Source organism: Pseudoalteromonas sp. P1-9 (assembly GCF_001399975.1).
In the GTDB taxonomy this organism is placed as follows: domain Bacteria; phylum Pseudomonadota; class Gammaproteobacteria; order Enterobacterales; family Alteromonadaceae; genus Pseudoalteromonas.
In genome coordinates this window covers 70,639-96,025 of record NZ_LKBD01000002.1, presented here as the reverse complement: position 1 = coordinate 96,025, position 25,387 = coordinate 70,639, and the positions used below count along the sequence as shown (strand labels likewise).

Genomic DNA, 25,387 nt, shown 5'->3' with positions numbered 1-25,387 from the left:
CTTGTTTTAATCAAGGCTTTTATTTATGATCGCACCTATTTTGTAAAGTCAAAATTTAAACTGCTGTAACTGATGTTCTCAATATGGCAAGTGTTGAGAATCATAGTGGAGATGAGTGGATGAGCAATGCGCCAGTAGACAATAGCCGCCGTCGCTTTCTAACTATCGCAACTTCTGTTGTTGGTGGTGTGGGAGCTGTAGGGGCTGCTGTTCCTTTTATCGCGTCGTGGAACCCAAGTGAGAGAGCAAAATCTGCAGGCGCGCCTGTAGAAGTTGATATCTCAAAGCTTGAGCCAGGGCAATTAATTCGTGTTGAGTGGCGAGGTAAGCCTGTTTGGGTTATTAATCGTACACCAAAAATGCTTGAGCAGATGAAAGCTCACGAAGGTCAACTTCGTGATCCTAATTCTGAAGAGCCACAACAACCAGAGTTCGCACAAAATGCGTACCGTTCGCAAAAAGAGAATATCTTTGTTGCTGTTGGTATTTGTACTCACTTGGGTTGTTCACCAACTTTCCTTAACGGTGGTTTTGGTGAAAAGGTTGAAGGTACTGAAGATGGTTTCTTCTGTCCTTGTCATGGTTCTAAGTTTGATATGGCTGGCCGTGTTTTCCAAGCTGTACCAGCACCATTAAACCTAGAAATCCCTCCTTACACATTTATCGATGACACCACTATTTTAGTTGGTGGAGAAGAAGGGGCTGCGTAATGTTTGCGAATATTATCGATTGGATTGATCAGCGTATTCCGATGACTCGCGTTTGGAATATGCACATTGCACAATATCCTGCGCCAAAAAACTTTAACTTCTGGTACTTCTTTGGTTCATTAGCCATGTTAGTACTTGTTAACCAAATCGTAACGGGTATTTGGTTAACAATGAACTATGTTCCTTCAGCAGAAGGCGCGTTTGCTTCAGTTGAATACATCATGCGTGATGTAGAATACGGTTGGTTACTGCGTTATTTACACTCAACGGGTGCCTCTGCATTCTTCGTTGTTGTATACCTGCATATGTTCCGCGGCATGATCTACGGTTCTTACCAAAAACCACGTGAACTACTGTGGTTATTCGGTATGTTTATCTTCTTAGCGCTAATGGCTGAAGCATTTATGGGTTACTTACTACCTTGGGGACAAATGTCTTTCTGGGGTGCGCAGGTAATTATCTCGCTATTTGGTGCGATTCCAGTGATTGGTGAAGACCTTACTCAGTGGATCCGTGGTGACTACGTAATCTCTGGTGCAACGCTTAACCGCTTCTTCGCACTACACGTAATTGCATTACCATTAGTACTTGTTATCTTAATTTTCTTACACATTATTGCACTTCACGAAGTGGGTTCAAATAACCCTGACGGTGTTGAAATTAAACGTAAGAAAGGCACTGTTGCTGAAGAAGATAAGGCTAAATTCAAATTCCATGAATATTACACAGATAAGAAAGATATCGTTGACGCGATTCCGTTCCACCCTTACTACACAGTAAAAGATATTGTAGGTGTAACAGGTTTCTTAATCTTGTTCTGCTGGGTTGTTTTCTTTGCGCCAGAGATGGGTGGTTTCTTTTTAGAAGCGCCGAACTTTGAAGCGGCAAACCCGTTGAAGACGCCTGAGCATATTTTCCCTGTTTGGTACTTCACACCATTCTACGCAATCCTACGTGCTATCCCTGATAAGCTACTAGGTGTAATCGCGATGGGCGCATCAATTGTTGTGCTTGCGTTACTACCTTGGATTGACCGTGGTAAAGTGAAATCAATTCGTTACCGTTGTGGCTTCCACAAGTTAAACATTGCTCAGTTTGTTGTTACTTTCATCATCCTAGGTTGGGTTGGTGCGACACCACAAACAGACTTTAAAACTGTGTTATCACAAATTACGACTGTAACTTACTTCATGTTCTTCGTATTACTGTTCTTCTACAGTAAAAACGAAAAGACTAAGCCAGTGCCAGAGAGGTTAACGAAATGATGAAAAAGCTAATTATTGGTTTATTCGCTTTGTTGCCTTCACTAACAATGGCAGCAGGCCCGTCGGTTCCACTTTTAGAAGCGAATCATGATCTAACGGACAAAGCATCGTTACAACGTGGTGCTAAAACGTTCATGAACTACTGCTTAGGTTGTCACCAAATGCAGTACCAGCGTTATGAGCGTACATTCCGTGATATCGGTATTCCAACTAAAGTGGGCGAAGAGCAACTTATTTTTGATGGTTCAAAAGTAGGTAGCCACATTCTTAACGCAATCGAGCAAGACGATGCTGCAAAATGGTTTGGTGCTGCGCCACCAGATCTAACGTTAGTAGCACGTGTTCGTGGTGCAGATTGGATTTACACTTACCTGAAGTCTTTCTATGTTGATGAAAGTCGTCCATTTGGTGTAAACAACACTGTATTCCCATCGGTTGGTATGCCACACGTATTGCAAGAGTTGCAAGGTGTACCTACTGCGCGTTTCGAAGAAGTTGAAGAACACGGCGTTAAAGTTAAGAAAGTTGTTGAAATTACGACTGATGGTTCAGGCGAAATGAGCGATGACGAGTACGACCAAGCGGTACGTGACTTAACTAACTTCTTAGCGTATGTTGGTGAACCAACACGTTTACAGTCAGAAGCGATTGGTTATAAGGTATTAGGTTTCCTAGTAATCCTGTTTATCCTAGCGTTCTTACTGAAGAAAGAATACTGGAGAGATGTGCATTAATTTGCACACTTTTTAGCACAAAATTTGTAATAGGGGCTTAAGCCCCTATTGCTGTTTTTAATATACTGGAGGAAAGCATGGCTGTAGCTGCCAATAAGCGCCCTGTGATGACACTGTTTTCTGGTGAAAACTGTATGTATAGCCACCAAGTGCGTATCGTACTTGCAGAGAAAGGCGTAAGTGTTGATATTCACCTAGCAGAAAAGGACAATTTGCCAGAAGCGTTACATGAAATTAACCCTTACGGCACTGTACCAACATTGATCGATCGTGAGCTTGGTTTATACGAAGCAAACATCATCATGGAATACCTTGACGAGCGTTTTCCTCACCCACCACTAATGCCTGTATACCCAGTTATGCGTGGTCGCAGCCGTTTAATGATGCACCGCATCGAAAACGACTGGTATAGCCTTGCTAAGAAAATTGAAGCAGGTGTTGATGTTGATGCGTCACGTCGTGAGTTAACAGAAGGCTTATTAGCGATTGCACCTATTTTTGGTGAAGCGCCTTACTTTATGAGCGAAGAGTTTAGCTTAATTGATTGTTACCTAGCACCACTACTGTGGCGCTTACCTGAGTTCGGTATTGAACTTACAGGTCAAGGTAGCAAAGAGCTTAAAGACTACATGATGCGTTTATTTGAGCGTGAGTCGTTCCAAGCATCATTAACTGAAGCTGAGCGCGAGATTCGACTTTAATGACTTCTAATCGCCCTTATTTACTGAGAGCTTTCTTTGATTGGATTGTAGACAATCAATGTACACCGCATTTAGTGGTGAATGCAGAATTTCCAAATGTCACTGTGCCAATGCAGTTTGTGCAAGACGGACAAATTGTGTTGAACATCAACCCAAGTGCGGTTGCACAGTTTCATATGGATAATCATGAAGTAAGCTTTAATGCACGTTTTGGTGGTCAACCAATGCGTGTGGTGGTACCAATTGGCTCCGTACTTGCTATTTACGCAAGAGAAAATGGCGAAGGTACAGTGTTTACCCCTGAAGACTTTTCAGAATATGAAGCACCAGCAGAGGTTGAATCACAAGAAACACCACCAGAGGGTGATGGTAATGATGAACCACCGAAAAAGCGTGGTTCGCATTTAAAAGTGGTTAAGTAATCGCAAAAAAAACCGGCAATAGCCGGTTTTTTTATAACCTGCGATTTTTACAACCTACGATAATGCTACCTTGTAACAATCTCTGGAAACATCACTAATAAACCAAGCATCAGTAAAATAATCAAAAAGTACGGTAGGCAGGCTTTTGCCAGCTGAGCCAGAGAGGCATTGGTGAGAGACTTTAAAACAAATAAGTTAAAGCCAATCGGCGGCGTAATTTGCGATATTTCTACCACCACAACCAAGTAGATACCAAACCAAATGAGGTCGATGCCAGCTAGCTCTACAATAGGTAAGAGTATGGCTGCGGTCAGCACAATAATCGAAATACCATCTAAAAATAACCCTAATAAAATAAATGCTAAGGTTAAATAGATTAGCAGTTGATAGTTACCAAGTTCTAGGCTGGCTATCCAAGTGGCAAGTGTTGCAGGTAATTGTAAAAAGCCCATCGCGATGGTAACAAAACTCGCACCGAGTAAAATCAGTAATATCATAGCTGTGGTCATCGCCGCATCTACTAAGCTTTGCTTAACCAGCTCTAGCGTCAGTCGTTTTTTTGCTTTAATCAAAATAAAGCTACCTACTATACCTAACACCGCAGACTCACTGGGTGTTGCAAAGCCGAAGTAGATGGCAGCAATAACAAATGTGATTAACGAGATGATTGGAAGTAACGTTAATGGACTACCTGAGCTTGCAATGAGTTGGCTTTTATCTAACGGTTTTAAGTAGCCGCGAATCGCAATATAAGTGGAAAACAGCGCTAATAAAATTAGCCCTGGCAGAATGCCTGCAATAAATAGGTCTGCAATGGAAATATCCGCAGCAACGCCATACACAATCAAAATAATCGACGGTGGAATTAGTAGTCCAAGAGTAGCAGAACCAGCGAGCGAGCCATAAATATCTTGCTCGTTATAACCGCGTTTTTTTAGTTCCGGAATAGTCATACGCCCAATTGTTGCGGCAGTAGCTGCAGATGACCCAGATAAAGCCGCAAAAATACCAGAGCCAAACACGTTAATGTGTAAGTGTCCCCCCGGTAACTTTTCCAGTACCGGGCTTAAACCATTAAATAAGTCATCAGCTACTTTAGCTTTGTATAGTAGTTCGCCCATCCAAATAAATAGCGGTAAAGCGATCAATGACCACGGTGTTAAATGCGCAAATGCAGTGCCTGCAAATATCAGGTCGATAGCCGAATTGTTATTAAGAATAAGTGCTACTAAAGCAACGCCAATTAAACTAAAACCAATCCATACGCCTGTTAGCAGTAAAGTGGCAAAAATAGCCGCCAAAATAGCGCTAAGGCTAACTATGTCCACGTAGTACCTCCAATCCCTTAAATGCAATGGTAATCGTTGTTACGCAGCTGGCATAAGCCATAATAGCTTGAATGGGCCATTCTAAAATAGCAATCTCACCGCTAGATACTTCATGAAAATGATAAGAGTCGAGCGTTAGCTGAATACATGCATAGCTAATAAAGGTGCAAATTAAGGTCGCTGTTAAATAGCTAACCACTTGGGCGTAATGACTGAGATTGGGGTTGTCGAATTCAAACACTAGAGCCACACGAATATGTTTCTCTTGTTCAAAGCTATAGCCTAACGCCAAGAAAAAACTGCTGATCAGCAAATATCCGCATATCTCATTCAGTGACGGAATGTACAAATTAAACAAACGTAATACGATTTGGCTGAGCACTAACAAAAAAATCGCAACGATAAGTAAAATGCTCACTTTCATGTTGAACGCATTTAATTTATTGAGCATTTTGTTGCTCCTTAAATTTTTGCAGCACGTGTAACTCGCTTTGTGTTGCATTGAGTGCCCATTCTTGCGCCATGTTAGCGCCAACAATTTTTAAACTCTGCGATAAACTATCGCTCACAGGCGAAATAATCATGCCGTTATCCGCTAATAACTTGGTCATCTGTGTGGTTTGCTGCTCAGCTTGTTGCCATGCACGCTGCTGATACTTGTTCACGATTTGTTTCAGTTTCTGTTTTTGCGTTGGGGTTAACGATTGATACAGGGCATGGTTCATTAGCACCATATTTTTTGGGATCCAGGCATTGATTGGTGTGTAATAGCGACTAAATTGCCACGCTCTGCTCGAAACTCCCGTCGCTGGCGAGGTGATCATTGCTTCAATCATACCGGTGGCAAATGCTTGTGAAATCTCAGCGCTTGAAACGGCGGTTGGGATCATTTTAAGGTGGTTTGCTAATTTTGCCGTCATTGCGCTGTAGCTTCTAACCTTAAGGCCACTTAAATCGTTTGCAGTTTTGATTGCTTTACTAGTAAATAAGCCTTGTGGCGGCCAAGGGTTGGTAAATAACAGGTGTAATCCGTGCTCGGCAAATTGGCTGCGTAATTCAATGGCTTGTTGCTTAGCTAGTTGTTGAGCGCTGCTAAAATTTGTGGCTAAAAACGGTAAGTTGTCGAGTTGATAGATAGCACCATGATTACTTAAACGAGCGATAAATATTTCACCAAATTGTATTTGGTTTGTGCGCAGTGCGCGGTAAATTTCATTGTGCTTATAAAGGCTTTCACCGCTATGAAAAATAATGTTAAGTCCCAATTCGCGATTTACTTCATCAGCAAATGCTTTGGTGATTTGGGTAACATAAACACGTTCGCTATAAGGCGTAGCAAAATGCTGCTTGGCGTGTAATGTGAATACTGCAAATAGCAGTAGCGGTAAAATTAAATAATGGCGCATGTTTTTATTCTTATTTTTATAATAAAAAAGGCGCTAACAGCGCCTTAAAGGTATTCGAATACTTTTATTACTTTTTCGACTCCCGAAACATGGCGGGCAACGTCGGCTGCTAAATTAGCTTCTTGTTCTGTAACGAGTCCCATTAAAAAGACTTCCCCGTTTTCGGTAATCACTTTGATATCATTAGCACTGACACTTTCTTCAGATACCAACATGGTTTTTACCTTGGAAGTTAGCCAAGTATCGTGTGTTTTGGTACTAACACCTGTGATGTTACCAATACGAATTTGATTATGGATTTTTTCAACGCCACGTATTGGTTTTACAATCGCTTCGGCTTTAGCGCGCATTTCTGTGGTTGGCGTTTGGCCAATCAGTAATACGCGGCCATTTAAGCTCACCACAATAATATTGCTAAATTTCGCTAACTGCTCGTCGTCTTTTAAGGCCAGTGTGGCTTTGATTTCAAGGTTGTTATCATCAATCTGTGTGCCAAGCGTGCGGCGATCGGTTGCTGATGTTACTGCGCCTGCAGTACCAGCGACAATGGCAGCGCTACATCCTTGTAAAAGAACAATAGATGCAACAACAGCTAATTTAAATTTCATTAACTATCATCCTGTGGAAAAAGGGTTAAATCGATAAGCTCACTTAAGCAATGGATATTAAACAAGTGAGATTCGATAATTCGGCTCGGTCTTTTTGAGGGCACGCGTATTTCAACATCGTTTGGCCCTAATAGTCCTGCCAGCTCGCCGCCATCATCACCACTTAATACAATTACTTGCATATCTTTGGTAAGAGCAGCTTCAACGGCGCTGATCACTTCTTTCTCGTTACCGGTTACCGTGATCACCACAAGCAAGTCACCACTTTGTCCGTAGGCACGTACTTGGCGCGAAAAGCTTTCGTTGGCATCGGTTGTGGCATAGCTCGACAGGTGTGTTAATTCGTTGCTTAATGCAATTGCTGGCAAGCACGGGCGCTCGGTTTCATAAAAGTTAACCAGCAAGTTGGCAAAATGCGCTGCTAACATATGATTATTGCTGCCACCGCAACACAGTACTTTATTGCCGTTAATTAGGCTTTGCACTATGGTAAATGCCGCGGCTTCTAAAGCGCTAGGTAATGCTTCACCAGCGGCAATTTGAGCTTGAATGCTTTCTGTGTATATTTCTTTAACGAGTTCTTGCATACTAAAATGCGCTTTTAATCCAAGTAAATTGTTCTGAGTTCTGCCCGCTTATTGCGACATAGTCGACTCTATATGGACAATCCTCTAGCCTATTTTGTTTCAAATAATAAAACAAGGTGCGTGTTAATTTTTGCTGTTTAGCGTGTGATAACGCGTTAATTGCACCGCCAAACGCCTCTGACTTGCGGTACTTAACTTCAACAAACACTAAAGTGTTACCGTCTTTCATTATTAAGTCGAGTTCACCATAACGGCAATTATAATTACGTGTTACTGGTGTTAAACCTTGTTTCTTTAAATATTGCTCAGCTTGCAGTTCGAAAAAGTTTCCCTTTTCTTTACTGTTTTTAAATAATCTCGAGGTCCATCCCATGTTATTCCTTTTGCCTTATAAAGCCGCTTCCTGCGTTTCTTGTTGGTGATTCTTAATAAACAACGGCGTTGGCTTGTGCGACTTAATATCGAGCGTTACGATTTGTTTTTCTCGATATTGTGCCCACTTTAATGCGCGTTCAATGTCGCCATCTTGATTGACCGTTAGATCACCTGTTAGGCCTGTTAATGTTTTGCCCGGCACCATTTGTAGTTGGCGCAATTGCGGAATTAACTTAACCGCATCAAAACCCATGGCGAACAACTGTTGCTCTAAGGTTGTGTGCTCAGGCCAGATTTGATCAAATTCACTGCGTAAAGACTGTTGTTCGCCTGTTAATGGCAGCATCCACGGAATTTCTGAAAAATACAAACCGGCTAAGTCTTTTTTGTCGGTTTTATCGGATTTAATATCGTGGCTACGCGAGCTGGCAAAAATAGGAATACGCTTAGCAAAGGTTGAAATATTCACATCAAAAGACGGTTTCAGCAGTCGCGTTTGCGCGGCATCGGCAATAATATAAATCGCATCAATATCGCGACGAGAGCGTGTTTCTTCATGCAGCTTACCTCTGAACATTAGGCTGATTTCCCTAATGCGTTGTTTACTCTTGTCGACTTCAAGTAGCTCTTGCACCAGCTTTTGCATATCCCGTTTGTTTGCATAAAAACCTACTTCCGGCTCATTATCAGAAAACTCCAACCACTGGTTGGTGAAATGGTTGGCTAATCGTTTACCTAAGCGATTGCCTGGTGCAATAACAAGTGGCTTTTTAAACTCTTTATTTACAAAGTGATAAACCGCTTGGGTTACTTCATGCTCAGGATTAAGTGCAAAGGCAAAGTGATCAATCGACTCAAGTGCCTGTGGCGTGGTGTTAAGGTACATTGCAGGATAAGCATCGAGCGTTCCTGCTTGTTGTAACTTATCAATATTTTCTTTTAAAAGTGGGCCAATAACAAAATCAGGCGCAAGTTCATTTAGTTGCTCTGCAATTTGTTCTGCGCTCAATGCTGAATTAATAAAGTGTAATTCACGATCAGGGTGTTTTTCTGATGCCGCTAAAATGCCAGCCTTTAATGATTGCGATAATGCTTTTTGCTTACTTTGATTGCTTGGCAAAATAATTGCGATGCGGTTCACATTAATTGGTTGCACATCGATAATCTGCTGCATGTTATCAGGCAGAGCAAAGCTTGCTGGGTGGTTTGAATAGGCATAATTCCACTTATTTAGCGCGGCTTGTAATGAGGTCGCATCGCCAATATAAAGCTGGGTATAAAGTGCCAAGCTAACCCATCCTCGTTGAATGCTGCTACCTGAGTTAAGTGCTTCAAGCTGTTTAATTGAAAGCTGGTTTAACACCTGCCACAGTGCTTTATTTACTTTGTCGGCCTTAAAGTTGTGTTTATTTGCGGTTTCTGACGCGCGAATTAAATACGGTGCCGCCTGATGAGCTAAGGCTTGAGCTGAGTATATATTGCCGTAAATTTCTTGGTGTAGAAAAAAATGCATTGGGGATGTGAGTTTGGCATTGAGCGACTCAAGCGTTTCTAATGCCGTGTGATAATCTTTTTTCTGGGTGTAAGCCAAGGCAATATAAAGCTGATTACGCACACTATCAGGGCCACCCGATTCAATTAGTTGCTCGCAAATGGTAATAACAAGCTGCCAGTTTTGCTCTTCAATCGCACGGTCGCGCGCGGTATAAAGCAACTGAATCTTATCAAAATCACGTTTAGATAAGGCTTTTTGATATAAATCTTGTGCGCTGAATTTGACCTCAACAGCGGGCTTGGTTTTTACCGTTTCAACAACCGGTGTTTTTTCGGTTGTACTACACGCTGATAACAAGGAAAATATAGCTGTTAACCCTAATAGTTTTAGTCGCACGCTGATCTCAGTATTTTTCTATCCAATTAGGTCATATATTACAAACTGTTGTAGGAGAGCTCAATGGCAAATAGCCAGAAACCAACCGATTTAGGAACATCAAATCATCAAAGCGCTAAAGGGCAGTTATTTGTAGTAGCAACACCCATTGGTAATTTAGAGGATATTACGCAACGTGCACTGAGTGTTTTATCAAGCGTTGATATTATTGCAGCAGAAGACACGCGCCATACCAATAAGCTATTAAGCCACTTTTCAATTAAAGCAAAAGTGATTGCGGTACATGATCATAATGAAAAGCAAAAAGCGAGCGAGCTACTCGATTGGTTGGAGCAAGGGTTAAATGTGGCGCTTGTATCAGATGCAGGTACACCGCTAATTAGCGACCCTGGTTATGCCGTGGTTAATTTATGTCGTGAAAAAGGCGCAAAAGTAAGCCCAATTCCAGGAGCATGTGCTGCAATTGCTGCGGTTTCATGTTCTGGCCTAGCGACAGATCGTTTTCAATTTATTGGTTTTACACCAGCTAAAAGCAAAGCGCGCCAAGAGTTCTTTATTGATGCTCACAATTCAGGCATGACTAGCATTATGTACGAAAGTACACACCGTATTATGGCTAGCTTAGATGACTTAAAAATAGCGCTTGGTGATGAGCAAAAAGTGGTGTTGGCAAAAGAGTTAACGAAGAGCTTTGAAACTTTTTTTAGTGGCACAGTGGTGGAGTTAATCGATTTCTTAACGGAAGACACTGCACGGCAGAAAGGTGAAATTGTGTTAATGTTGCCTGGAAAACAAGCGGATAAAAATGCAATATCACCTGAGGCGATAAAACTGATTCAATTGCTACAAGCAGAAATGCCACTGAAAAAGGCTTGTGGTATTGCCGCAGACTATTTAGATTTAAAGAAAAACGCGCTGTATAAAGCAATGCTCGAACTGGAGTAAAAACACATATTCACATGTAAAGCGCATTAACCGTGCGCTTTTAAATATTAAACAGCAATAGATTAAGGAAGATAGATGTTTAAAAAAGCACTCGCATATTCATGCGCACTCTTACCATTGGTGGCAATGGCCAGCTCAGATGGCTTAGCCGTGGCAAAAAACGATAGCGCCAAAACTCTTAGCAGTGCGCAATATGCGTACGTGCCTACTGTAATAATGATGGACAATGAAGGTAAAAAATCCGTTGAAATTACAGGTCAATATAAGTCTTATGTTCAAGAACAAAAAAATCAGCCTAGCATCAGTTACTCGCATTACCTTGAAGAATTAGCAAATAACCTAATTGCAGACGGTTTTACGATTGCCACAAAATGCCTCACAGATTGCAGTACAAAACCTTACCGGAAAACCGTTGAAAATAGCTTTCGCTATAACAATATTTACCAAGTGGGTTATTCAAATGTTAGAAAAAGTCGCTTTGGTTATCTTTCTGCGATAAAAGGAGAGGAGGGTAGTCGTCAAGCGATACAAGTGTTTGCACAAAATGATTATCGAGATGCATTAAAGTATGCCTATGAGCAGATTGTTGAAACGAAAATGCCAGATATTGGTATATCTATTGATAGCAATTTTGAAATGCAACCGCTTGATTTTTCGAATTTAAAAGCGCCAAAAAAAGATGCCAAAGGTAGTACTGACCACCCAATGATAGAGCGCTTCCCTGGCAGTTATATTATTCATTCAGCGGTTAATGATTTCGAGTCTTACCCTTTAATAATTGGCCCGTATAAAAAATCGATACCGACTAAAAAAGTAAGCGGTAAAATTACTACGATTAACTACAGTATCGACAAAAATGTTGGCCCCTACGCAGTGCATCAGAATTACATTAATGCATTACAAAAAGCAGGGTTCAATTTAATTTATGAGTGCAGTGCAGCAGATTGTGGTAACTATATTCTTCGCGATAACCTTGAAAAAACAATTCATGCCAAGAATCACCGTTCAGACATTTATAATATAACCCGCGAGAGTCATTACTATTTATTCAGTGCTGAAAAAGTAACACCTCAAGGTAAGATTTACATAACCATGTATAGCACTCAAAAACGCGCTCAATTTAATGTAGACATGGTGGTTGATATTATTGAAGAACGTGCAATGAGCCAAGTTGCACTTAATATTGATAGCGATACCCTAAGCAAGCAAATTCAAGCGACAGGCAGCGTGTCTTTGTATGGCATCGAATTTGATTTTGATAAGCACACACTAAAAGCTAGTTCGGATAAGCAACTAGCAGAAATTGCAGACTTTTTGAAAAACTCGAAGCAAGTATCTTTATATGTGGTGGGACACACAGATAACAAAGGACAATATGGTTACAATCATGATTTGTCTAAACGCCGTGCTGCAGAGGTGGTTAATACGCTGATATCAAACTACAAAATTGATAAGCAACGTTTGACGCCTGTAGGTGTAGGCCCGGTTGCGCCAAAAGCAGCAAACGATACCGAGTCGAATATGCAGCAAAATAGACGTGTTGAACTAGTTTTAAAATCGCCGCAGTTTCTTTGATCTAAGATGAATGGTTTTGCGGGGGCGCTAATAAAACTAGCCGCAGACGTTAAAATCCGTATAATGGCGCCCTGAGTCAGCCAGATAATCGCTGCTTTATCGTTGTATCTTCGGATATACGGGTAAAGGGGAGGAAAGTCCGGGCTCCACAGGGCAGGGTGCCAGCTAACGGCTGGGAGGCGCGAGCCTACGACAAGTGCAGCAGAGAGAAGACCGCCAACTTCGGTTGGTAAGGGTGAAAGGGTGCGGTAAGAGCGCACCGGGCCACTGGTAACAGTTGGTTGCAAGGTAAACTCCACCCGGAGCAAGACCAAATAGGGTTCCATCTTTATTTATAAAGAACGTGTGGCCCACATCGGAACCGGGTAGGTTGCTTGAGCCTTGGAGCGATCCAAGGCCTAGACGAATGATTATCCACGACAGAACCCGGCTTATAGGCTAGCTCAGAAATTTTAGTAACCGCTTGATTTGCTTATGTAGATCAAGCGGTTCGCTAAAATTATCCAGTATCAAATCACATTTCCATGTACCCTTTGGTACACGGCTCGCAGCTTCAAAACTCAATTCACAAGACAAAATTTAACACGTTATAAATTCCTAAGGTATTGATTTAGGTACTTCTTTTCGCCTGATACACTTTTCACTAACAGTTTGATTTTAAACTTCAAAAGCACAATTTCGTGGTACATGGCTTTGGTACACGGTGCTTTAATTTGTATTGGTTAGTGAGGTGAATATGCAGTCCGTAGTTGGTTGCCAATATTTATATCGCCGTAAGGCCACTTATTACCTTCGGGTTAAAATACCTAAGCGCCTTGGAATGAGGGAAATAAGGATGTGCCTTAGGACACACAAACTAGAGGTGGCCTTGATATTGATGGAACGCCTCAAGCCATTAATTTCACAGCTAAAAGGGCTTGTCATTCATTCAAGGACGTTAGACACTAGCTTAATAAGCCAACAGCTAAACCAGATAAAAAATGCCATGCAAAAGCAGTTAACCATAGCCGATATAGATCCATTGATAGCCAAGCTAGAGCAGGGCTTTAGCGATGGTGGCCATGCTGTTAATGCCTTGGGTGATAAATCGATACTGGAGCTGGATAGCAGATTCAAAGAGTTGTTTATCCACATGGCGGATACTGATTCTAATGAAGAGCGGGTAAATCGATTTGCTGAGATTATTAAAGGTTTGCCTGAAGGTGAGAGGTGGTCTTTCCTAGAGTCAATGTCCTCGGTGATAAAGCTGTTTACAAGAATTGAGGGCAATCAGTCGGAAGGTGACGGGTTATTGCAACAGGCAAATGAACTGCTGGCAGAACATGGTTATGCTATTGAGCCAAAAAGCCTACCCTACCGAGTTCTATTGAGTAAGCTCAAGACCAGTAATGCCGTTAGAGATGAGTTATTAGCGTCCATTTTTAATGAAGATTTCCTAGGCGAGCGAGAAGCTCAAGGCTTACTAGCCAGTACTTTTGAGCCTATGGTTCATAAGCCGATTGCTGATGTGGATAATGAGCCTACAGGCCCACTTTTTTCTGAGGTTTATACCGAATTCCTTGAATTTAAAATTAAGAAGGAAAAACTCACCGAGAAAATCCAAGCTGACTATGAACGGTTCTACACAGTTTGGCAGCTATTGATGGATGATAAGCCTATCGACCAATACAAGCCTAAGGATATAGGGCGGTTTATTGATAGGTGTTTTGAGCTGCCCCGTATGAACATTGCACCTTACAACAAAATGACTTGGCAGGAGCGATTGGATTGTGAGGTACCTGAAGAAGACGTTATTTCGGCTAAGTCGGTGCAAGGTTACTATAAGTGGCTGCAAAGCATATTTGCTTACGCTAAGAAAGACACGGTGGACTATATCAGTGTGTCACCTTGCTCAATCAAACGCGACTTTTCTTCAAATACCCGAGGGGCTTTTTCAGATATGGAGCTTGGTCAGTTCCTCAATGCTGCCAAGGCGGAACGCAATCCTTGGAAGAAGTGGATTATTCAGCTAGGAATCTACACGGGGGCACGTTTAGGTGAGCTGGTGCAGTTGAGGAAGTCAGATATTCGTTTTGATGAAGAAACCAAACGCCATTACTTACTCATCACCGACGAACACAAAGATCAGAAGTTAAAAACCGAAAATGCCAAACGTAAGATCCCAATACACAAATCTTTGAAGGCTGATGGTTTTATTGAGTATGTGGCTGCATGTGGTGAAAAGGTATTTGAAGAATTAGATAAGTCAGTACGTGTAACAGGTTGGATGCCTAGGCTAATGGAATCCATTGGTGTACCAACCTTCAATGAACTAGGTCATAAACGCTCGTTCCACAGTTTCCGCCACACCTTCATTACTAAGTTGATGAATGATGGTGTGCCAGTAAATAACCTTCAACAGGTTGTAGGGCATGAGATCAGCTCGTTTGGTATCACTAGCAACTATACCCATAAGGCGACCAGCATTAAGAATCTGGTTGAGGTGGTGGATATGTTTAACATTAGATCAAATTAGTTCGTTACTAGAAGTAAAAAAAGGGATAGTCCCCTTAATCAATATTGGACTTAAATAACTCGAATAACTACTCAAATATTTTTAAATACAGTAAGATACGTGCACCATGTTGAAGCTCACTAACGGTGAAAGGAGTTCGAGTGAGTCAAGAAATTGAAACATATCCAGCCAGTGCTATATCGTCTTGGAGCGGCTTTGTTTATCAAGGAAAAGTTGCTCTATATCATTCGCTTAAACTTATTAACGATGGCGAAGAAGACTTTGAACTTCAGTTAGACAGTAGTGACGATTTCGCTATTTATAAAGGAACGAAGCTGCTTTCTGCTCATCAAGTTAAAGCCAAGATTAGTAAATATCGTAGTGGCTATACTAAGGCTTTGGAGCAATCCTCTTTAATAGAGTACGACAAAGTTAAGGGGACTTCGCGGTACTTTCATGTATCAGTACCGCTAGAAAATACAGATGATTACATCGGTAGTAACGGGGAAACAGTGAAATTCTACGGCTACGGAGATAACTTCCATTGTGGTCTGGGTGAAATTGAAGGACTGACCAAAGCACTAATAAAAAAAATATGCGAGAAGCGGTCTATCGCTGTCAGTGATAATCTTATTAACTTTAACTATTGTTTACTCTCAGAAAAGATAAGTACCAAGGCGGTATACAACCACAAATTAAATCAAGAGAATGGCTTATCAGAAAATCAAGCTGCATACGATGGCCGCGTCAATGCCACTGAAATTCTCTCGGATTTGTTGACTCAAAATCCCTATCAAAATCGCGATTATTATGCCGTTGACCTGAAAGCAAGGCTTCTAACCTACCTAGAAGAAAGACTAGATCAGACGTTACCTAAAATGAGTGACGCCACCTATGAAAGAGCTAGGCTCCTGTGTGATCACATACGTAAAACTCATACCAATGAATTGAAAAACTTATGTCAGATGATGAAGCCATCTGAGCGGTTTCAGGACATTCAGAAGAATGATATCAGGCGCTACACTAAGCTGATTCAGGATATCTCAGTCGAGCCTACATTCAACCACCTTCCTCATTATCTCGATAGCGAAAATAGGTTCTACGTTCCAACAGCGTTAGACATAGATGAAAGTGAAGAGTGTGAGTCAGACATGAGCTATGAAATGAAAAACAACGGGGATCTACTGAAACTACTTTTTGAGTACAACCATCTAATTGCCAGCAAAGCGGAAGCTTCCTTTACTTTTGATACAAAATTCACAAACTCGGATGACTTTGACGACAAGTTGGCCACTGAAAAGCTTGAAAGCAACATTACTAAGTCGCTATGCATTAGCGTATTAACAAAAGACGACGCGGAGGGGCGACTGAATGATAAAGCAACTCATTGATGAAGCACTTATTGCTCATGGCTTTGCGAGAACGCATGAATTGGAAACTACAAGTTTTTATATTCGTAATTCTGGATCAGCCATTAGATTTGCAGTAGTAAACATCATAGATGACCTTCCTGATCCTGCTGAGTTGAATAATCGAATCAATCACCTTGTTCCTGAAGAGTTTCTCAGAAACCCAAGCTTTAAGAAAAACTGCGACTTGATTTGCATTTATCGACTTAGCGTTCTGGCTGAGTTCAAGGATCATGAAGAAGAAATCTTCGCAATCGAGGAAGATCCGCATTTCTATAAAAAGTATGTTCTCTATTACAGCATTGCAGAAGAAACCGCCCTTACTGATTTTACCTACGACAAATTAGTAGCCGTGATTGCTGACAAAAAGGAATTCATTGATTACAAAGAAAACCCTCTTGTAGCTTCACAATACAGCTTTGCAGCGAAGACCTTTATTAAGCTTCCTTTCTTGGAACTACCTAACCATCAAGGCAACCTTGTGTCCTTAAGGTTGCAAGCTGCGGAGGCTGTTGCAGAAGCTGGTCTGGAAGATACTTATTCGACTATTAAGCAAATAACTAACAAAAACGTCGACGAAATGGTAAAGGAAATGATTAAAAATGAATTGGCAAATATCCAAGATTGAAGTCTCCAGCTTCAAAGCATTCAAACATATTTATTTGGATCTTGGCGAGTATTCCTTGCTAACTCTAGACGGTCCAAACGGTTATGGTAAAACTAGCATCTTCGATGCAATTGAACTGCTGCTCACGGGTCAGATCAATAGAATACAAAACCTATTCAAAACTTTATTAACCAAACAAAAGAGAGACTACTCGGATAATCTCTTCTGGAATAGTCGTTCAGGCGATAACGACCTCTGCATTAAAATTGAATTCATTGATGATGATCGCAAACTAGTTTTAGCTAGACATTGTCCAGTCGATATGTTCAAAAAACCATCAAATAATCGTGCTGACAAATACGAAAACTTTAAACTTTATGAGCTGCCAGAATTTGAATCATTTGATTTTACCAATAAAAATCTGCGTGATAACACCTTCCTTGATGAAGCTTTCGGTAAAAACTTCAGGGAAAACTTCGCCTTTCTTAACTATCTGGAGCAAGGTCAAAACCGACTTTTACACACTCGCGTTGACGAACGTAAGGATAAACTAGGGAATCTCTTTAACATCAGTGATATCGAGGCGGAGATTGATAGCTGCAATACTTTATACAGTAAGTTTACAAAGTACATCAAAAGTCCTGAGCGAATGGCTGAAAAGGCATCACTTGAAGAAGAAATAGGCAAATTAAGAGAAGGATTGCAGCTAATAGATGGTAGCTTCGAGTACAAAAAACTTTCGACAACTGATGTCCAACCATTATGGGATAGTGAAGTGCTGTTCCCAACTTATTCAGCAGAAAACCATGCAGCTTATCAGAAATCAGTTAGTAAGATAATTGCCCTTTTACCACTTAAGACAACGATAAAAACTAGGGTTTACAATGATACCATCGACGCTGACATTGCCCGAAACGAGGAGTCACTAAGAAGCTTGGCTCAATTCGGGAAAGATCTTGACAAACTTACTTGGCTTGAAGGAATTAAAAAGGGAATCGATGAATTAAACCAAGTTGTGAGTATTATCAAACGAGGTGCTAAAGTCATTAGTATTGACGAAGCTAGAAAATTACCACACTGGGAAGAAGGGCGCCTAAAATGGTTTGAATTACAAATTGAATCTCGAAACAAGTTACAAGAAAAAAGCAGTGCCAATGCGACAGTAGTTGTCGAATTAGAACGCTTGAAAGCGCAGTTGCTTGAAGAGCATAAAAAATCCTATCCCGACGACCCATTATGTCCTCTTTGTGGTGCAGATTGGAATGAACACGAATCAATGGTAAAAGCCATTGAAGTGAAGACGAAGAAGATTTCTGATGCACTTGGTCAAGAGGGTAGAGAGCTTGTTAAACTTATAGCTAGAATGAACGAAGAGCTAAATTCCATTGACAAACATGCACAAGATGACTTGAAAGTTCTCACATCATCATTTGAATCAAGTCTTTATGAAGCGCTGAACAAAATTAGACTACGGCTCCCAGCTATAACCAAGTTGCAAGAGAAGCTTCAAACTGAAAATATTCATTTTACAGACTCGTTCACGGAAATTGATGTTGTAATAGATGAGAGACATAAAAAACTTAAAGATTTACTAAGCAATAAAAAGCAGGTTGAATCTGATGCTCTTTCACTACCTGAGGATTGGCGAGAAACCGTTACAGGTGCATTCAAAGATCTAGAGGATTTCTATATAGTTACAATTGAAGAACTTAGGAACAAAGAGCGGTACATATCGCTTAAAGCGAATGAGGCTCAAAATGCGAGGCTTCAAACCTGTATTGCTGATCTTAAACTTATAGAGAAAGAAACTCTAGCTGCTCAAAAAGCACAACATAAGATCAAAAAACTCCGCGACACATTAAAGGAAACAGAAAAGAATTATACAGACCAGACAATTTCTGCAATCGAGCTCATTTTTCATATCTACAGTGGCCGACTAATTCAAAACTATCAGCGTGGTTTAGGTCTGTTTATCGAGAGCCGTGAAGGTACGCAGTTAAGGTTTCTTACAGCTGAGAAATCAGAACATGATGCAGTCATGTCAATGAGTTCAGGCCAAGTGTGTGCACTTAGTCTTGCCTTCTTTCTATCACTCAACAAGGTCTATGCCAAAGTGCCACTTATTTTGATTGATGATCCATCGCAATCATTGGATGAAATCAACGTTGCTTCGTTGACTGACTTACTTCGATGTGAACTCAAGCATTGTCAGTTAATAGTATCCTCTCACGAGGATGATATATCAGCCTATATGCGCTACCGCTTCGATAGAGCTGGGCTTAAAACAAGTTCGCTCAACATGCAGGTCTTAGCTAAAGAGATCTCGTAGAGTTGCCTAAATTGGTCACAAAAGGGTAGTTTATTTGATAGTGTTTTCTTAGATTAAAAATAGAGATCAACAATTGAAAAATGAGAAATCCATTCGTTGGATAGGATAGTTTTTGAGTTTAATCCAGAAAACTCTATTGTGGCTCTTAGATTGATACCTCTATTGTTATTTGCATTGCTTCAATTTACCAAGACTGAGAAATGGTCTTGGTAAATTGAAAAGGAGGGTGTTTAGGCTCTGTTGATTGGTAGCTTGCTGGCGACCATCTCAATTGCCTTATCCAGTTCACCATTGGCGGTGGCATCAATCACCGTTTGGATCACTATCGGTAGGCTTTCTTTGTCACCAACTTCAATAGCATGGTTTCCTTTAGACAACTCCAATGGCTTATTAGCGTAACGTACCTCCAAGTAATATTTGCCGCCTTTGGTGTAGAACCAAGGGCTCACTTTCTTTGCGATTTTAACTTTTTCCTGCTGGCCTGTTTCCTCGTTCTTCTGCCACTTTTCTTTGTAACAGGTGAAGGATTCACCGTTAACCAGTGCTGTTGCCATTTCCAATTGAACTTGGAGGCGGTTGATTAGTTTGTCACGGCGTTTGGCTTCTGGTGTGGTGCTTTTCTCTGGGCGTGCAACCGCCTTGAGTGAACTCAATATTGATTTAGTCATGGTATTTACCTTTTGGTTGTGGTTACTTTACAAAGCCGATGGGCCTTGTGATTTGCTTGTGATTTGATTCAGTAATGAGAATATCTAAGCAGTCTTGGGCGGATAGCTTAGTTGTCGAAAATTGCTGTCTGCGTTTGATAATCGCAAAATCGCCGACAGCGATGTTTTTAAGATTTGCTAGCTGCTGTAGCTGATAATCTGTTATCTGAGAGCGTCCACAGGCTGTTTTGAAGAGCCGTTTTAGCTGTTCTGATGTAAGACACTCAAAAGTTAACTTAAAGTCAAAGCGACGCATTACAGCGCGATCAAGATGTTTATCAAAGTTCGTCGCTGCAAACAGAGGGAACTCGAAACAGTCGATTTGAGTCAGTAGCTCATTTACCTGTTGTATTTCAAAGTTTTGAGAAGCCCCCGACCTATCGGCCAACAGGCTATCCACTTCATCAATAAACAGGACTGCTCCTTGCTCTGTGGCATTGGCAAAAATGCTAGCGATGTTCTTTTCTGAGCCACCCACATACTTATCAAGTACATCACTGCAACGGACGGTGATTAGCTCTTGGTTGGATATTTGGGCTAGGTGGTTGGCTAGCGCAGACTTCCCCGTGCCACTTGGCCCCGTGAATAGGGCGCGTATACCACTATGTTTTTTCATGGCGCGTTCAATATCCGCCAAGGCTTTACTGCCACCTTTGATGTTAAGGTTATCGAGCGAGAAATCCATTTGCGGTTTGTAGCTGGCGGTATTTGTTTTAAAGCCACAGGCTTGGTGGACTTCAGTAATAAGGCTATCCACCAAAGCCTCAGCCTGTTTACCTTGGTGGCCTATGGTATGACATATGAAGGCGGCATTGGCGATATTGGCAGGGGTAACATTGTCCTTGGTGGCAAGCTGCGCCTTAAATGGTTTACTCAGCCTCAGGCCTTTGGTGGTTTTGGCGATAATGCCTTCCATTACACGGTTGTCTGGCACGAAAATGTGCTTAACGAAATTGAACCGCCTTAGGACGCTGGCTGGAATGTCTTCTACCGAATTAACCACCCAAATACACGGTACGGTGTTGGCTTCTAGTGTGGCATGTAGGTTATCTTTGCCACCTGAGGCGCGGTGGTTAAACACCTGTTGGACTAAAATATCCTCGGCCTCGTCCAACATAAGCAAAGACTTCTCGTCATGGCTAACTATTCGCTGTACCAAATTGTGGTGTTGAAGCCTAAGGTTAGAGCTAAGCTTCTCTTGGTCATAATCCACCTCCCGCTGGTGGACATCAGCGCCAAAGGCTTTAATGGCGATAAGTGAAGCGCCTAATGTATCAGCCAAAAAGCGACTTAACTGAGTTTTGCCCGTGCCAGGCTCGCCCCACAAAAGCACGTTACAGCCTTGGATGGAGTGATTTAATGCCACATCAAGGAAGGCAATTAAGTCCTCCAATTCAAGGTGTTTAAAGTCATTCAAGCCTAAGGTTGGTGGTGGCTGTATTTGTACCAATGGTTCAATTAGCTCGGTATAACTTGTAACCTTTTCACCCACTAACTTTTCCACCAAGGCATGAGGGATACCCGACTGGTCTAGCTGAAGGTATTGTGAACCCTGCACAAGGCCAGTTTCCACCAAGGCGAGGTTGATGTTAATTAGCGCCTCTTCAGTGATACCAACCATATGAGAAAACATCGAGTTGATATGAATGTCCGAAGGCAGACAGCAGTGTATCCACTCATAAAGGCCACCGTTTACCTTAAGCACCACCATCAGTTTAATCACTTTCCAGCTATTGGCTGGTAGCTGTAAACCATGTTCAAACACACGGCAGTTATGGCCTAGGTCGCAGCCTTTGGTAACAGATAACCTTTGGTGTAGGTGGTGGATTAGGTTGTCGAAGTCTTCATTTTGTCCTGTGAACTTAAAGGATGTGCCACAGATACTTTTAATGGTGGCGCTTTTGACCGCCATTAAGTCAGTGGAATCGATAAAGCCTGAGGTCATCGCCCGATATGTATAGCCTGTGGCGTAGGACTGATACATATTTGCGGGCAGTAGTTTGTTGTATGTTCGAGTCATACTGCCTCCATGAGCTGAAGGCAATATTGCTGTAAGTGTATGATTAGCATAGTTGATACCCTGTTTCTTTTAATCCAAGGTATCAGGTAGGCTTAAGCGGTTTTAGGGTGAGCCTTGGCCGTGTGTAGGCGATTAAATCTATTCATCAAAATCAATCCCATGGACAGGATCGGAGCAGTTCGAGATTTCCTTTTGCAACTGGGACACTAGTTTGTTTAGTCGCTTTATTTCTCTTTGTAGTTGAGTAATATTATCTTCCGTCACTTCGTCATCATACGCGATTAGGTTAATGCGTTCGGGCAGTTGGTCTATGTCACCGCTATTTAACAGTGGCTCAATAATTGGTTTAAACGAATCGAGTAAGAAATCGATAGAAGCCTTACGAGAGCCAAGGCTAGCAGCAACTTTGACCTTATCAATTAGTGTGGCATTGTGCTGACCAATCTCAATCTTAGTAGACTTTCCAGCAGTACAATTGTGAATAGCCTTGGTCCAACTCGTCCAGTGTTTACTGTAAGGTCTCACTTCCCTCAGTTCATTTAACTTTTCAATTTGCTGTTTTCGTTCTTGCGTACCATCAGCTGTAGCAAGAAGTACTTCTATCATTGGTGCTATTTCGTCTCTCGCTTTTTTTGGAAGCAACTGGGTCAAACGTTCATGATGTGCTATCCACTCGCGTTCACTTTTTGCCAAGTTTGTTTTCGCCATCCACAGAGTCCTATCAATCAAATAAAGTTCTTTCCAGATTTTTATTTTAGCTCCTTTCCAGATTTTTTCTAAAAATCTTTCCAGAATTTTTAAATAGGTTCTAATTAGGTGCAGAACCTTCTTGGTGCAGATTGTGATTTTCTGAAAAATGGTAACGTTGGTTTGTTGCCTCGTCTTCAAATGGGTGCTTTTCCAAAACTGTAAACGCTAATTTGTGTACAGCTGAGAAAATTAAAAACTTTTGCTGTTCACAATAGTCGCGCTGCATACGAATGCAGCGTAATTGGCGTTAATCTATCGTTTAGAGGCCCCCGCGTGGGGATGCATTATGAAAAAAGCAAAGAAAGGTTCTAATAGCACTGTGAAACCTAACCATCTATCCAATTACAATAAGTATAGGTACCTGTTTATACCCATAGCCAAACTACCAAATAACCAATACGACCTATTGGCTCCAATGGCCAAACGGTATACAAACTTCTATGGTGCTGATGGCCACTTTAGAAATATTAGGAATAGTAAGCTACTGAGTTTTGTGCGAGATGAAGAATTTGCTAATTTTAGTCATGATGCGCTTGCACGAGTTCTACAAAATCCTGAGCAGCACACAGAGCCAAGTATCGATGACTTTGCCATGACTCTTGAACTGAGTAAGCGAACATGGAAACGAATGCAACGTAATGTTGAGTTGTTAAAGTCTAAGGTTGAAGTCGAAGTATCTAGCCACTCTGGTGGTGAGCTTGAGCACTTGTACAAGCGACAGCGTATCTTCAAATTTAAAAATGGTGGGGACATACGGTTTCATTTTGATCCTGTTTACAAGGAGAGTGAAGAAGATAGTGATACCAGCCAAAACGAAGTCAGGCGGTCTTCAAGAATTTCAACACGCCTATCCCAGCTAGGGCTCAGAAGCTTTCGTATATTCTTAGGTTGGCTTAAAGCGCAATCGAGTGGTGAGTATGATAAGGCTGTTAGGTTTAATCGTAAGCGGGGAGCGAGAGGGACAACGAGTGGTGCATACGTTACAAGGTTGGACTTTGAACTTAAGTTATACGGTGTACCAGTTCCATTTTTGTTAACTAGAGATCCTCATCACATGTCTAGTACCTATTCTATTTGGCCTGAAGATGTATCTCACGCTCTGACAGAAACAGTTTACCATGGCGACATTGCGGGCTCTTCGCACTACGCAGTGTATGACCCACTACTGAAGCTGATTGGCGATCGTACTATCACGCTAAAGTATGCGAAGCGATTAGGTCCGATCTCTAAAATTGAGCGCAGGCTACTATCTAGCAAAGACGGTAAAGGTGGCACATTAGTTTCAGCTTTAATACCCAACTCGAACGCTAGACTGGGTGATAAAGGGAAGGGCGTACAAACGAACCTTGGTCGATTAGAGTGCTTTTCTCCGAGGCTATATCAGCACTTGCCTGATGAGTTAGCAGTAAAAGTGGCAAGGTACAAACTAGATGGTGTATGGGAGCATCTAGGAACCAGAGAAAGGAGGCAGTTGGACAAGGCTTTAACACTAGACAGTAATAAAATTGCTGTGGACAGTGACGCAATCGAGCGGTGCTTCTTTAAAGTGATTGATAAACTGTATTGGACTATCCGAGATCCATCTTCGGTTGAACTGTAGGTGCCTTTAGGGAGCAGGTTTGAAAAAGAAGATATTGTGTCAATTAGTTGTACACAATTAGCTTGCTCTCTTGGTCTGAAGCCATTTTATCGAAGCTGTTTTATTGCGCCAGTTGAGAAACCGAGCAAGAACTTCTTTGTTTTGCGTTAATTGTGGTACTAGCTGCTCCCATAAGTCGATATGTCGTTGCTGGTTATGTTTCTCTCTCTCAATGCGGCTAATGTACTCTCTTTTTATGTTGGTGATGTTATTAATCAAGGATTCTGGCGTTTGTCTGCATTTTTCTTTCAAGTAAAGATAAAAGTCTTCGATAAAGTCAAAATCAAAGGCGTTATACCTGCCATCCAAGAGTATTGCTACTGACTGTTTGATGTTGGGGTCAATAATTATTTGATAAGTGGTAAATGAAATTGTTTTTTTATTCAGGCGCTTCTTAGTTCCTTCTGAGCTCTTGCGTTTATATGCCTTCGCATTTCGCCATAGTTTGAACTTCCGCCAGTTTACGGTCATGTCTTTTGCTAAGAAATAACACTTAGTCCATTTCTTAAAATATTTATCATCACCTACTAGCCCTTCCTTTGTGTCTTTCAGTACTTTTTGAGCCGTTCTAATGAAATTTTCGGCAATCTTAAGTTCATCTAAACATTTGTGTTTATGTTTTTTTAGGTAAGCACAGAACTCCCTCATCAGCTCTGGTGATAGGATATTTCTGCGTTTATCACGCCACCTGAGCTGGTATTCGGTTTGATTGCGTTCGAATAAGCAAAGCTCATCGGTATCAAAACAGGTAAATCCATGAGATTTGATCTCTCTCCAAGTACCCATATCAGCTATATCCTTGTATTTTTAAATAAAAACAGAAAATTGCCATTTATCCTATTGATTTATATTGTTAAATATTTTTTGTTTCTCCTTTTTAATTGT

24 protein-coding genes, 1 other RNA gene and 1 pseudogene are annotated in these 25,387 nt (G+C 41.4%); 14 read left to right on the top strand and 12 right to left on the bottom strand.

Annotation, left to right across the window (positions count from 1 at the left end):
* The first annotated feature begins 119 nt into the window (after positions 1 to 119).
* The 5 genes from petA (at position 120) to AN214_RS01710 (ending at position 3,832) form a co-directional block, all read left to right on the top strand.
* Positions 120 to 710 carry a ubiquinol-cytochrome c reductase iron-sulfur subunit gene (petA, locus tag AN214_RS01730; protein WP_010561593.1) on the top strand — a complete coding sequence of 197 codons (591 nt, stop codon included), beginning with the start codon at positions 120 to 122 and terminating at the stop codon, positions 708 to 710.
* Positions 710 to 1,975, top strand: coding sequence for a cytochrome b N-terminal domain-containing protein (locus AN214_RS01725; protein ID WP_010561594.1), 1,266 nt, complete (start codon positions 710 to 712; stop codon positions 1,973 to 1,975). Before petA ends, AN214_RS01725 begins: the two co-directional genes overlap by 1 nt.
* Positions 1,972 to 2,709 carry a cytochrome c1 gene (locus tag AN214_RS01720; RefSeq protein WP_040641442.1) on the top strand — a complete coding sequence of 246 codons (738 nt, stop codon included), beginning with the start codon at positions 1,972 to 1,974 and terminating at the stop codon, positions 2,707 to 2,709. Before AN214_RS01725 ends, AN214_RS01720 begins: the two co-directional genes overlap by 4 nt.
* A gap of 77 nt (positions 2,710 to 2,786) precedes the next feature.
* A complete protein-coding gene (sspA, locus tag AN214_RS01715) occupies positions 2,787 to 3,410 on the top strand; it encodes a stringent starvation protein SspA (RefSeq protein WP_010561596.1) in 624 nt (207 codons plus the stop codon).
* Positions 3,410 to 3,832: a ClpXP protease specificity-enhancing factor gene (locus tag AN214_RS01710; RefSeq protein WP_054978156.1), complete on the top strand. Its 423-nt coding sequence runs from the start codon at positions 3,410 to 3,412 to the stop codon at positions 3,830 to 3,832. Before sspA ends, AN214_RS01710 begins: the two co-directional genes overlap by 1 nt.
* Before the next feature lie 65 nt (positions 3,833 to 3,897).
* Here the strand turns inward: AN214_RS01710 and AN214_RS01705 are convergent, their stop codons facing one another.
* The 7 genes from AN214_RS01705 to AN214_RS01675 are packed head-to-tail and all read right to left on the bottom strand — an operon-like array spanning position 3,898 to position 10,027.
* Positions 3,898 to 5,160, bottom strand: a complete 1,263-nt coding sequence (locus tag AN214_RS01705) for a TRAP transporter large permease (protein WP_054978155.1) — start codon at positions 5,158 to 5,160, stop codon at positions 3,898 to 3,900.
* Positions 5,147 to 5,611, bottom strand: coding sequence for a TRAP transporter small permease (locus tag AN214_RS01700; protein ID WP_054978154.1), 465 nt, complete (start codon positions 5,609 to 5,611; stop codon positions 5,147 to 5,149). Before AN214_RS01700 ends, AN214_RS01705 begins: the two co-directional genes overlap by 14 nt.
* Positions 5,601 to 6,566 carry a TRAP transporter substrate-binding protein gene (locus AN214_RS01695; protein ID WP_054978153.1) on the bottom strand — a complete coding sequence of 322 codons (966 nt, stop codon included), beginning with the start codon at positions 6,564 to 6,566 and terminating at the stop codon, positions 5,601 to 5,603. Before AN214_RS01695 ends, AN214_RS01700 begins: the two co-directional genes overlap by 11 nt.
* A gap of 44 nt (positions 6,567 to 6,610) precedes the next feature.
* Complete coding sequence (gene dolP, locus AN214_RS01690) at positions 6,611 to 7,174, bottom strand: division/outer membrane stress-associated lipid-binding lipoprotein (RefSeq protein WP_010561601.1); 564 nt, start codon at positions 7,172 to 7,174, stop codon at positions 6,611 to 6,613.
* Positions 7,174 to 7,761, bottom strand: a complete 588-nt coding sequence (locus AN214_RS01685; protein ID WP_010561602.1) for an SIS domain-containing protein — start codon at positions 7,759 to 7,761, stop codon at positions 7,174 to 7,176. Before AN214_RS01685 ends, dolP begins: the two co-directional genes overlap by 1 nt.
* Position 7,762: 1 nt before the next feature.
* Positions 7,763 to 8,134, bottom strand: a complete 372-nt coding sequence (locus tag AN214_RS01680; protein WP_054978152.1) for a YraN family protein — start codon at positions 8,132 to 8,134, stop codon at positions 7,763 to 7,765.
* A 15-nt stretch (positions 8,135 to 8,149) separates the two neighbouring features.
* Positions 8,150 to 10,027 (bottom strand): penicillin-binding protein activator, encoded by a 1,878-nt coding sequence (locus AN214_RS01675; protein WP_161805651.1) that lies wholly within the window; start codon positions 10,025 to 10,027, stop codon positions 8,150 to 8,152.
* Between the two features lie 63 nt (positions 10,028 to 10,090).
* On the opposite strand from AN214_RS01675, the gene rsmI reads away from it, so the two are divergent.
* The 8 genes and pseudogenes from rsmI (at position 10,091) to AN214_RS01645 (ending at position 19,386) form a co-directional block, all read left to right on the top strand.
* A complete protein-coding gene (gene rsmI / locus AN214_RS01670) occupies positions 10,091 to 10,972 on the top strand; it encodes a 16S rRNA (cytidine(1402)-2'-O)-methyltransferase (protein WP_054978150.1) in 882 nt (293 codons plus the stop codon).
* A 75-nt stretch (positions 10,973 to 11,047) separates the two neighbouring features.
* On the top strand, positions 11,048 to 12,547 hold the full coding sequence (locus AN214_RS01665) for an OmpA family protein (RefSeq protein WP_054978149.1): 1,500 nt from the start codon (positions 11,048 to 11,050) through the stop codon (positions 12,545 to 12,547).
* Between the two features lie 72 nt (positions 12,548 to 12,619).
* Positions 12,620 to 12,997: RNase P RNA component class A (gene rnpB / locus AN214_RS02495), an RNA gene on the top strand.
* A 286-nt stretch (positions 12,998 to 13,283) separates the two neighbouring features.
* Positions 13,284 to 13,424, top strand: a pseudogene (locus AN214_RS23295) (DUF6538 domain-containing protein); the annotation flags it as partial.
* Positions 13,425 to 15,062 (top strand): DUF3258 domain-containing protein, encoded by a 1,638-nt coding sequence (locus AN214_RS01660; RefSeq protein WP_161805650.1) that lies wholly within the window; start codon positions 13,425 to 13,427, stop codon positions 15,060 to 15,062.
* Positions 15,063 to 15,202: 140 nt separating this feature from the next.
* A complete protein-coding gene (locus AN214_RS01655; RefSeq protein ID WP_054978147.1) occupies positions 15,203 to 16,432 on the top strand; it encodes an ABC-three component system protein in 1,230 nt (409 codons plus the stop codon).
* Positions 16,413 to 17,078, top strand: coding sequence for an ABC-three component system middle component 1 (locus tag AN214_RS01650; protein ID WP_054978146.1), 666 nt, complete (start codon positions 16,413 to 16,415; stop codon positions 17,076 to 17,078). Before AN214_RS01655 ends, AN214_RS01650 begins: the two co-directional genes overlap by 20 nt.
* The gene (locus AN214_RS01645; RefSeq protein WP_054978145.1) at positions 17,053 to 19,386 is read left to right on the top strand and encodes an AAA family ATPase; all 2,334 of its coding nucleotides are present in this window, start codon (positions 17,053 to 17,055) and stop codon (positions 19,384 to 19,386) included. Before AN214_RS01650 ends, AN214_RS01645 begins: the two co-directional genes overlap by 26 nt.
* Before the next feature lie 230 nt (positions 19,387 to 19,616).
* On the opposite strand, the gene AN214_RS01640 is transcribed toward AN214_RS01645, so the two are convergent.
* The 4 genes from AN214_RS01640 to AN214_RS22635 all read right to left on the bottom strand — a co-directional run bounded on the left by AN214_RS01640 (position 19,617) and on the right by AN214_RS22635 (position 23,089).
* Positions 19,617 to 20,054: a DUF6641 family protein gene (locus AN214_RS01640; protein WP_054978144.1), complete on the bottom strand. Its 438-nt coding sequence runs from the start codon at positions 20,052 to 20,054 to the stop codon at positions 19,617 to 19,619.
* Between the two features lie 22 nt (positions 20,055 to 20,076).
* On the bottom strand, positions 20,077 to 22,113 hold the full coding sequence (locus AN214_RS01635) for an ATP-binding protein (protein WP_054978143.1): 2,037 nt from the start codon (positions 22,111 to 22,113) through the stop codon (positions 20,077 to 20,079).
* 138 nt (positions 22,114 to 22,251) lie between these two features.
* Complete coding sequence (locus tag AN214_RS01630) at positions 22,252 to 22,821, bottom strand: hypothetical protein (RefSeq protein WP_054978142.1); 570 nt, start codon at positions 22,819 to 22,821, stop codon at positions 22,252 to 22,254.
* 100 nt (positions 22,822 to 22,921) lie between these two features.
* Positions 22,922 to 23,089 (bottom strand): hypothetical protein, encoded by a 168-nt coding sequence (locus AN214_RS22635; protein WP_161805649.1) that lies wholly within the window; start codon positions 23,087 to 23,089, stop codon positions 22,922 to 22,924.
* A gap of 189 nt (positions 23,090 to 23,278) precedes the next feature.
* On the opposite strand from AN214_RS22635, the gene AN214_RS01625 reads away from it, so the two are divergent.
* A complete protein-coding gene (locus AN214_RS01625; protein WP_152960693.1) occupies positions 23,279 to 24,463 on the top strand; it encodes a hypothetical protein in 1,185 nt (394 codons plus the stop codon).
* Positions 24,464 to 24,520: 57 nt separating this feature from the next.
* On the opposite strand, the gene AN214_RS01620 is transcribed toward AN214_RS01625, so the two are convergent.
* Positions 24,521 to 25,288, bottom strand: coding sequence for a hypothetical protein (locus AN214_RS01620; protein WP_054978140.1), 768 nt, complete (start codon positions 25,286 to 25,288; stop codon positions 24,521 to 24,523).
* Between the last annotated feature and the right edge of the window lie 99 nt (positions 25,289 to 25,387).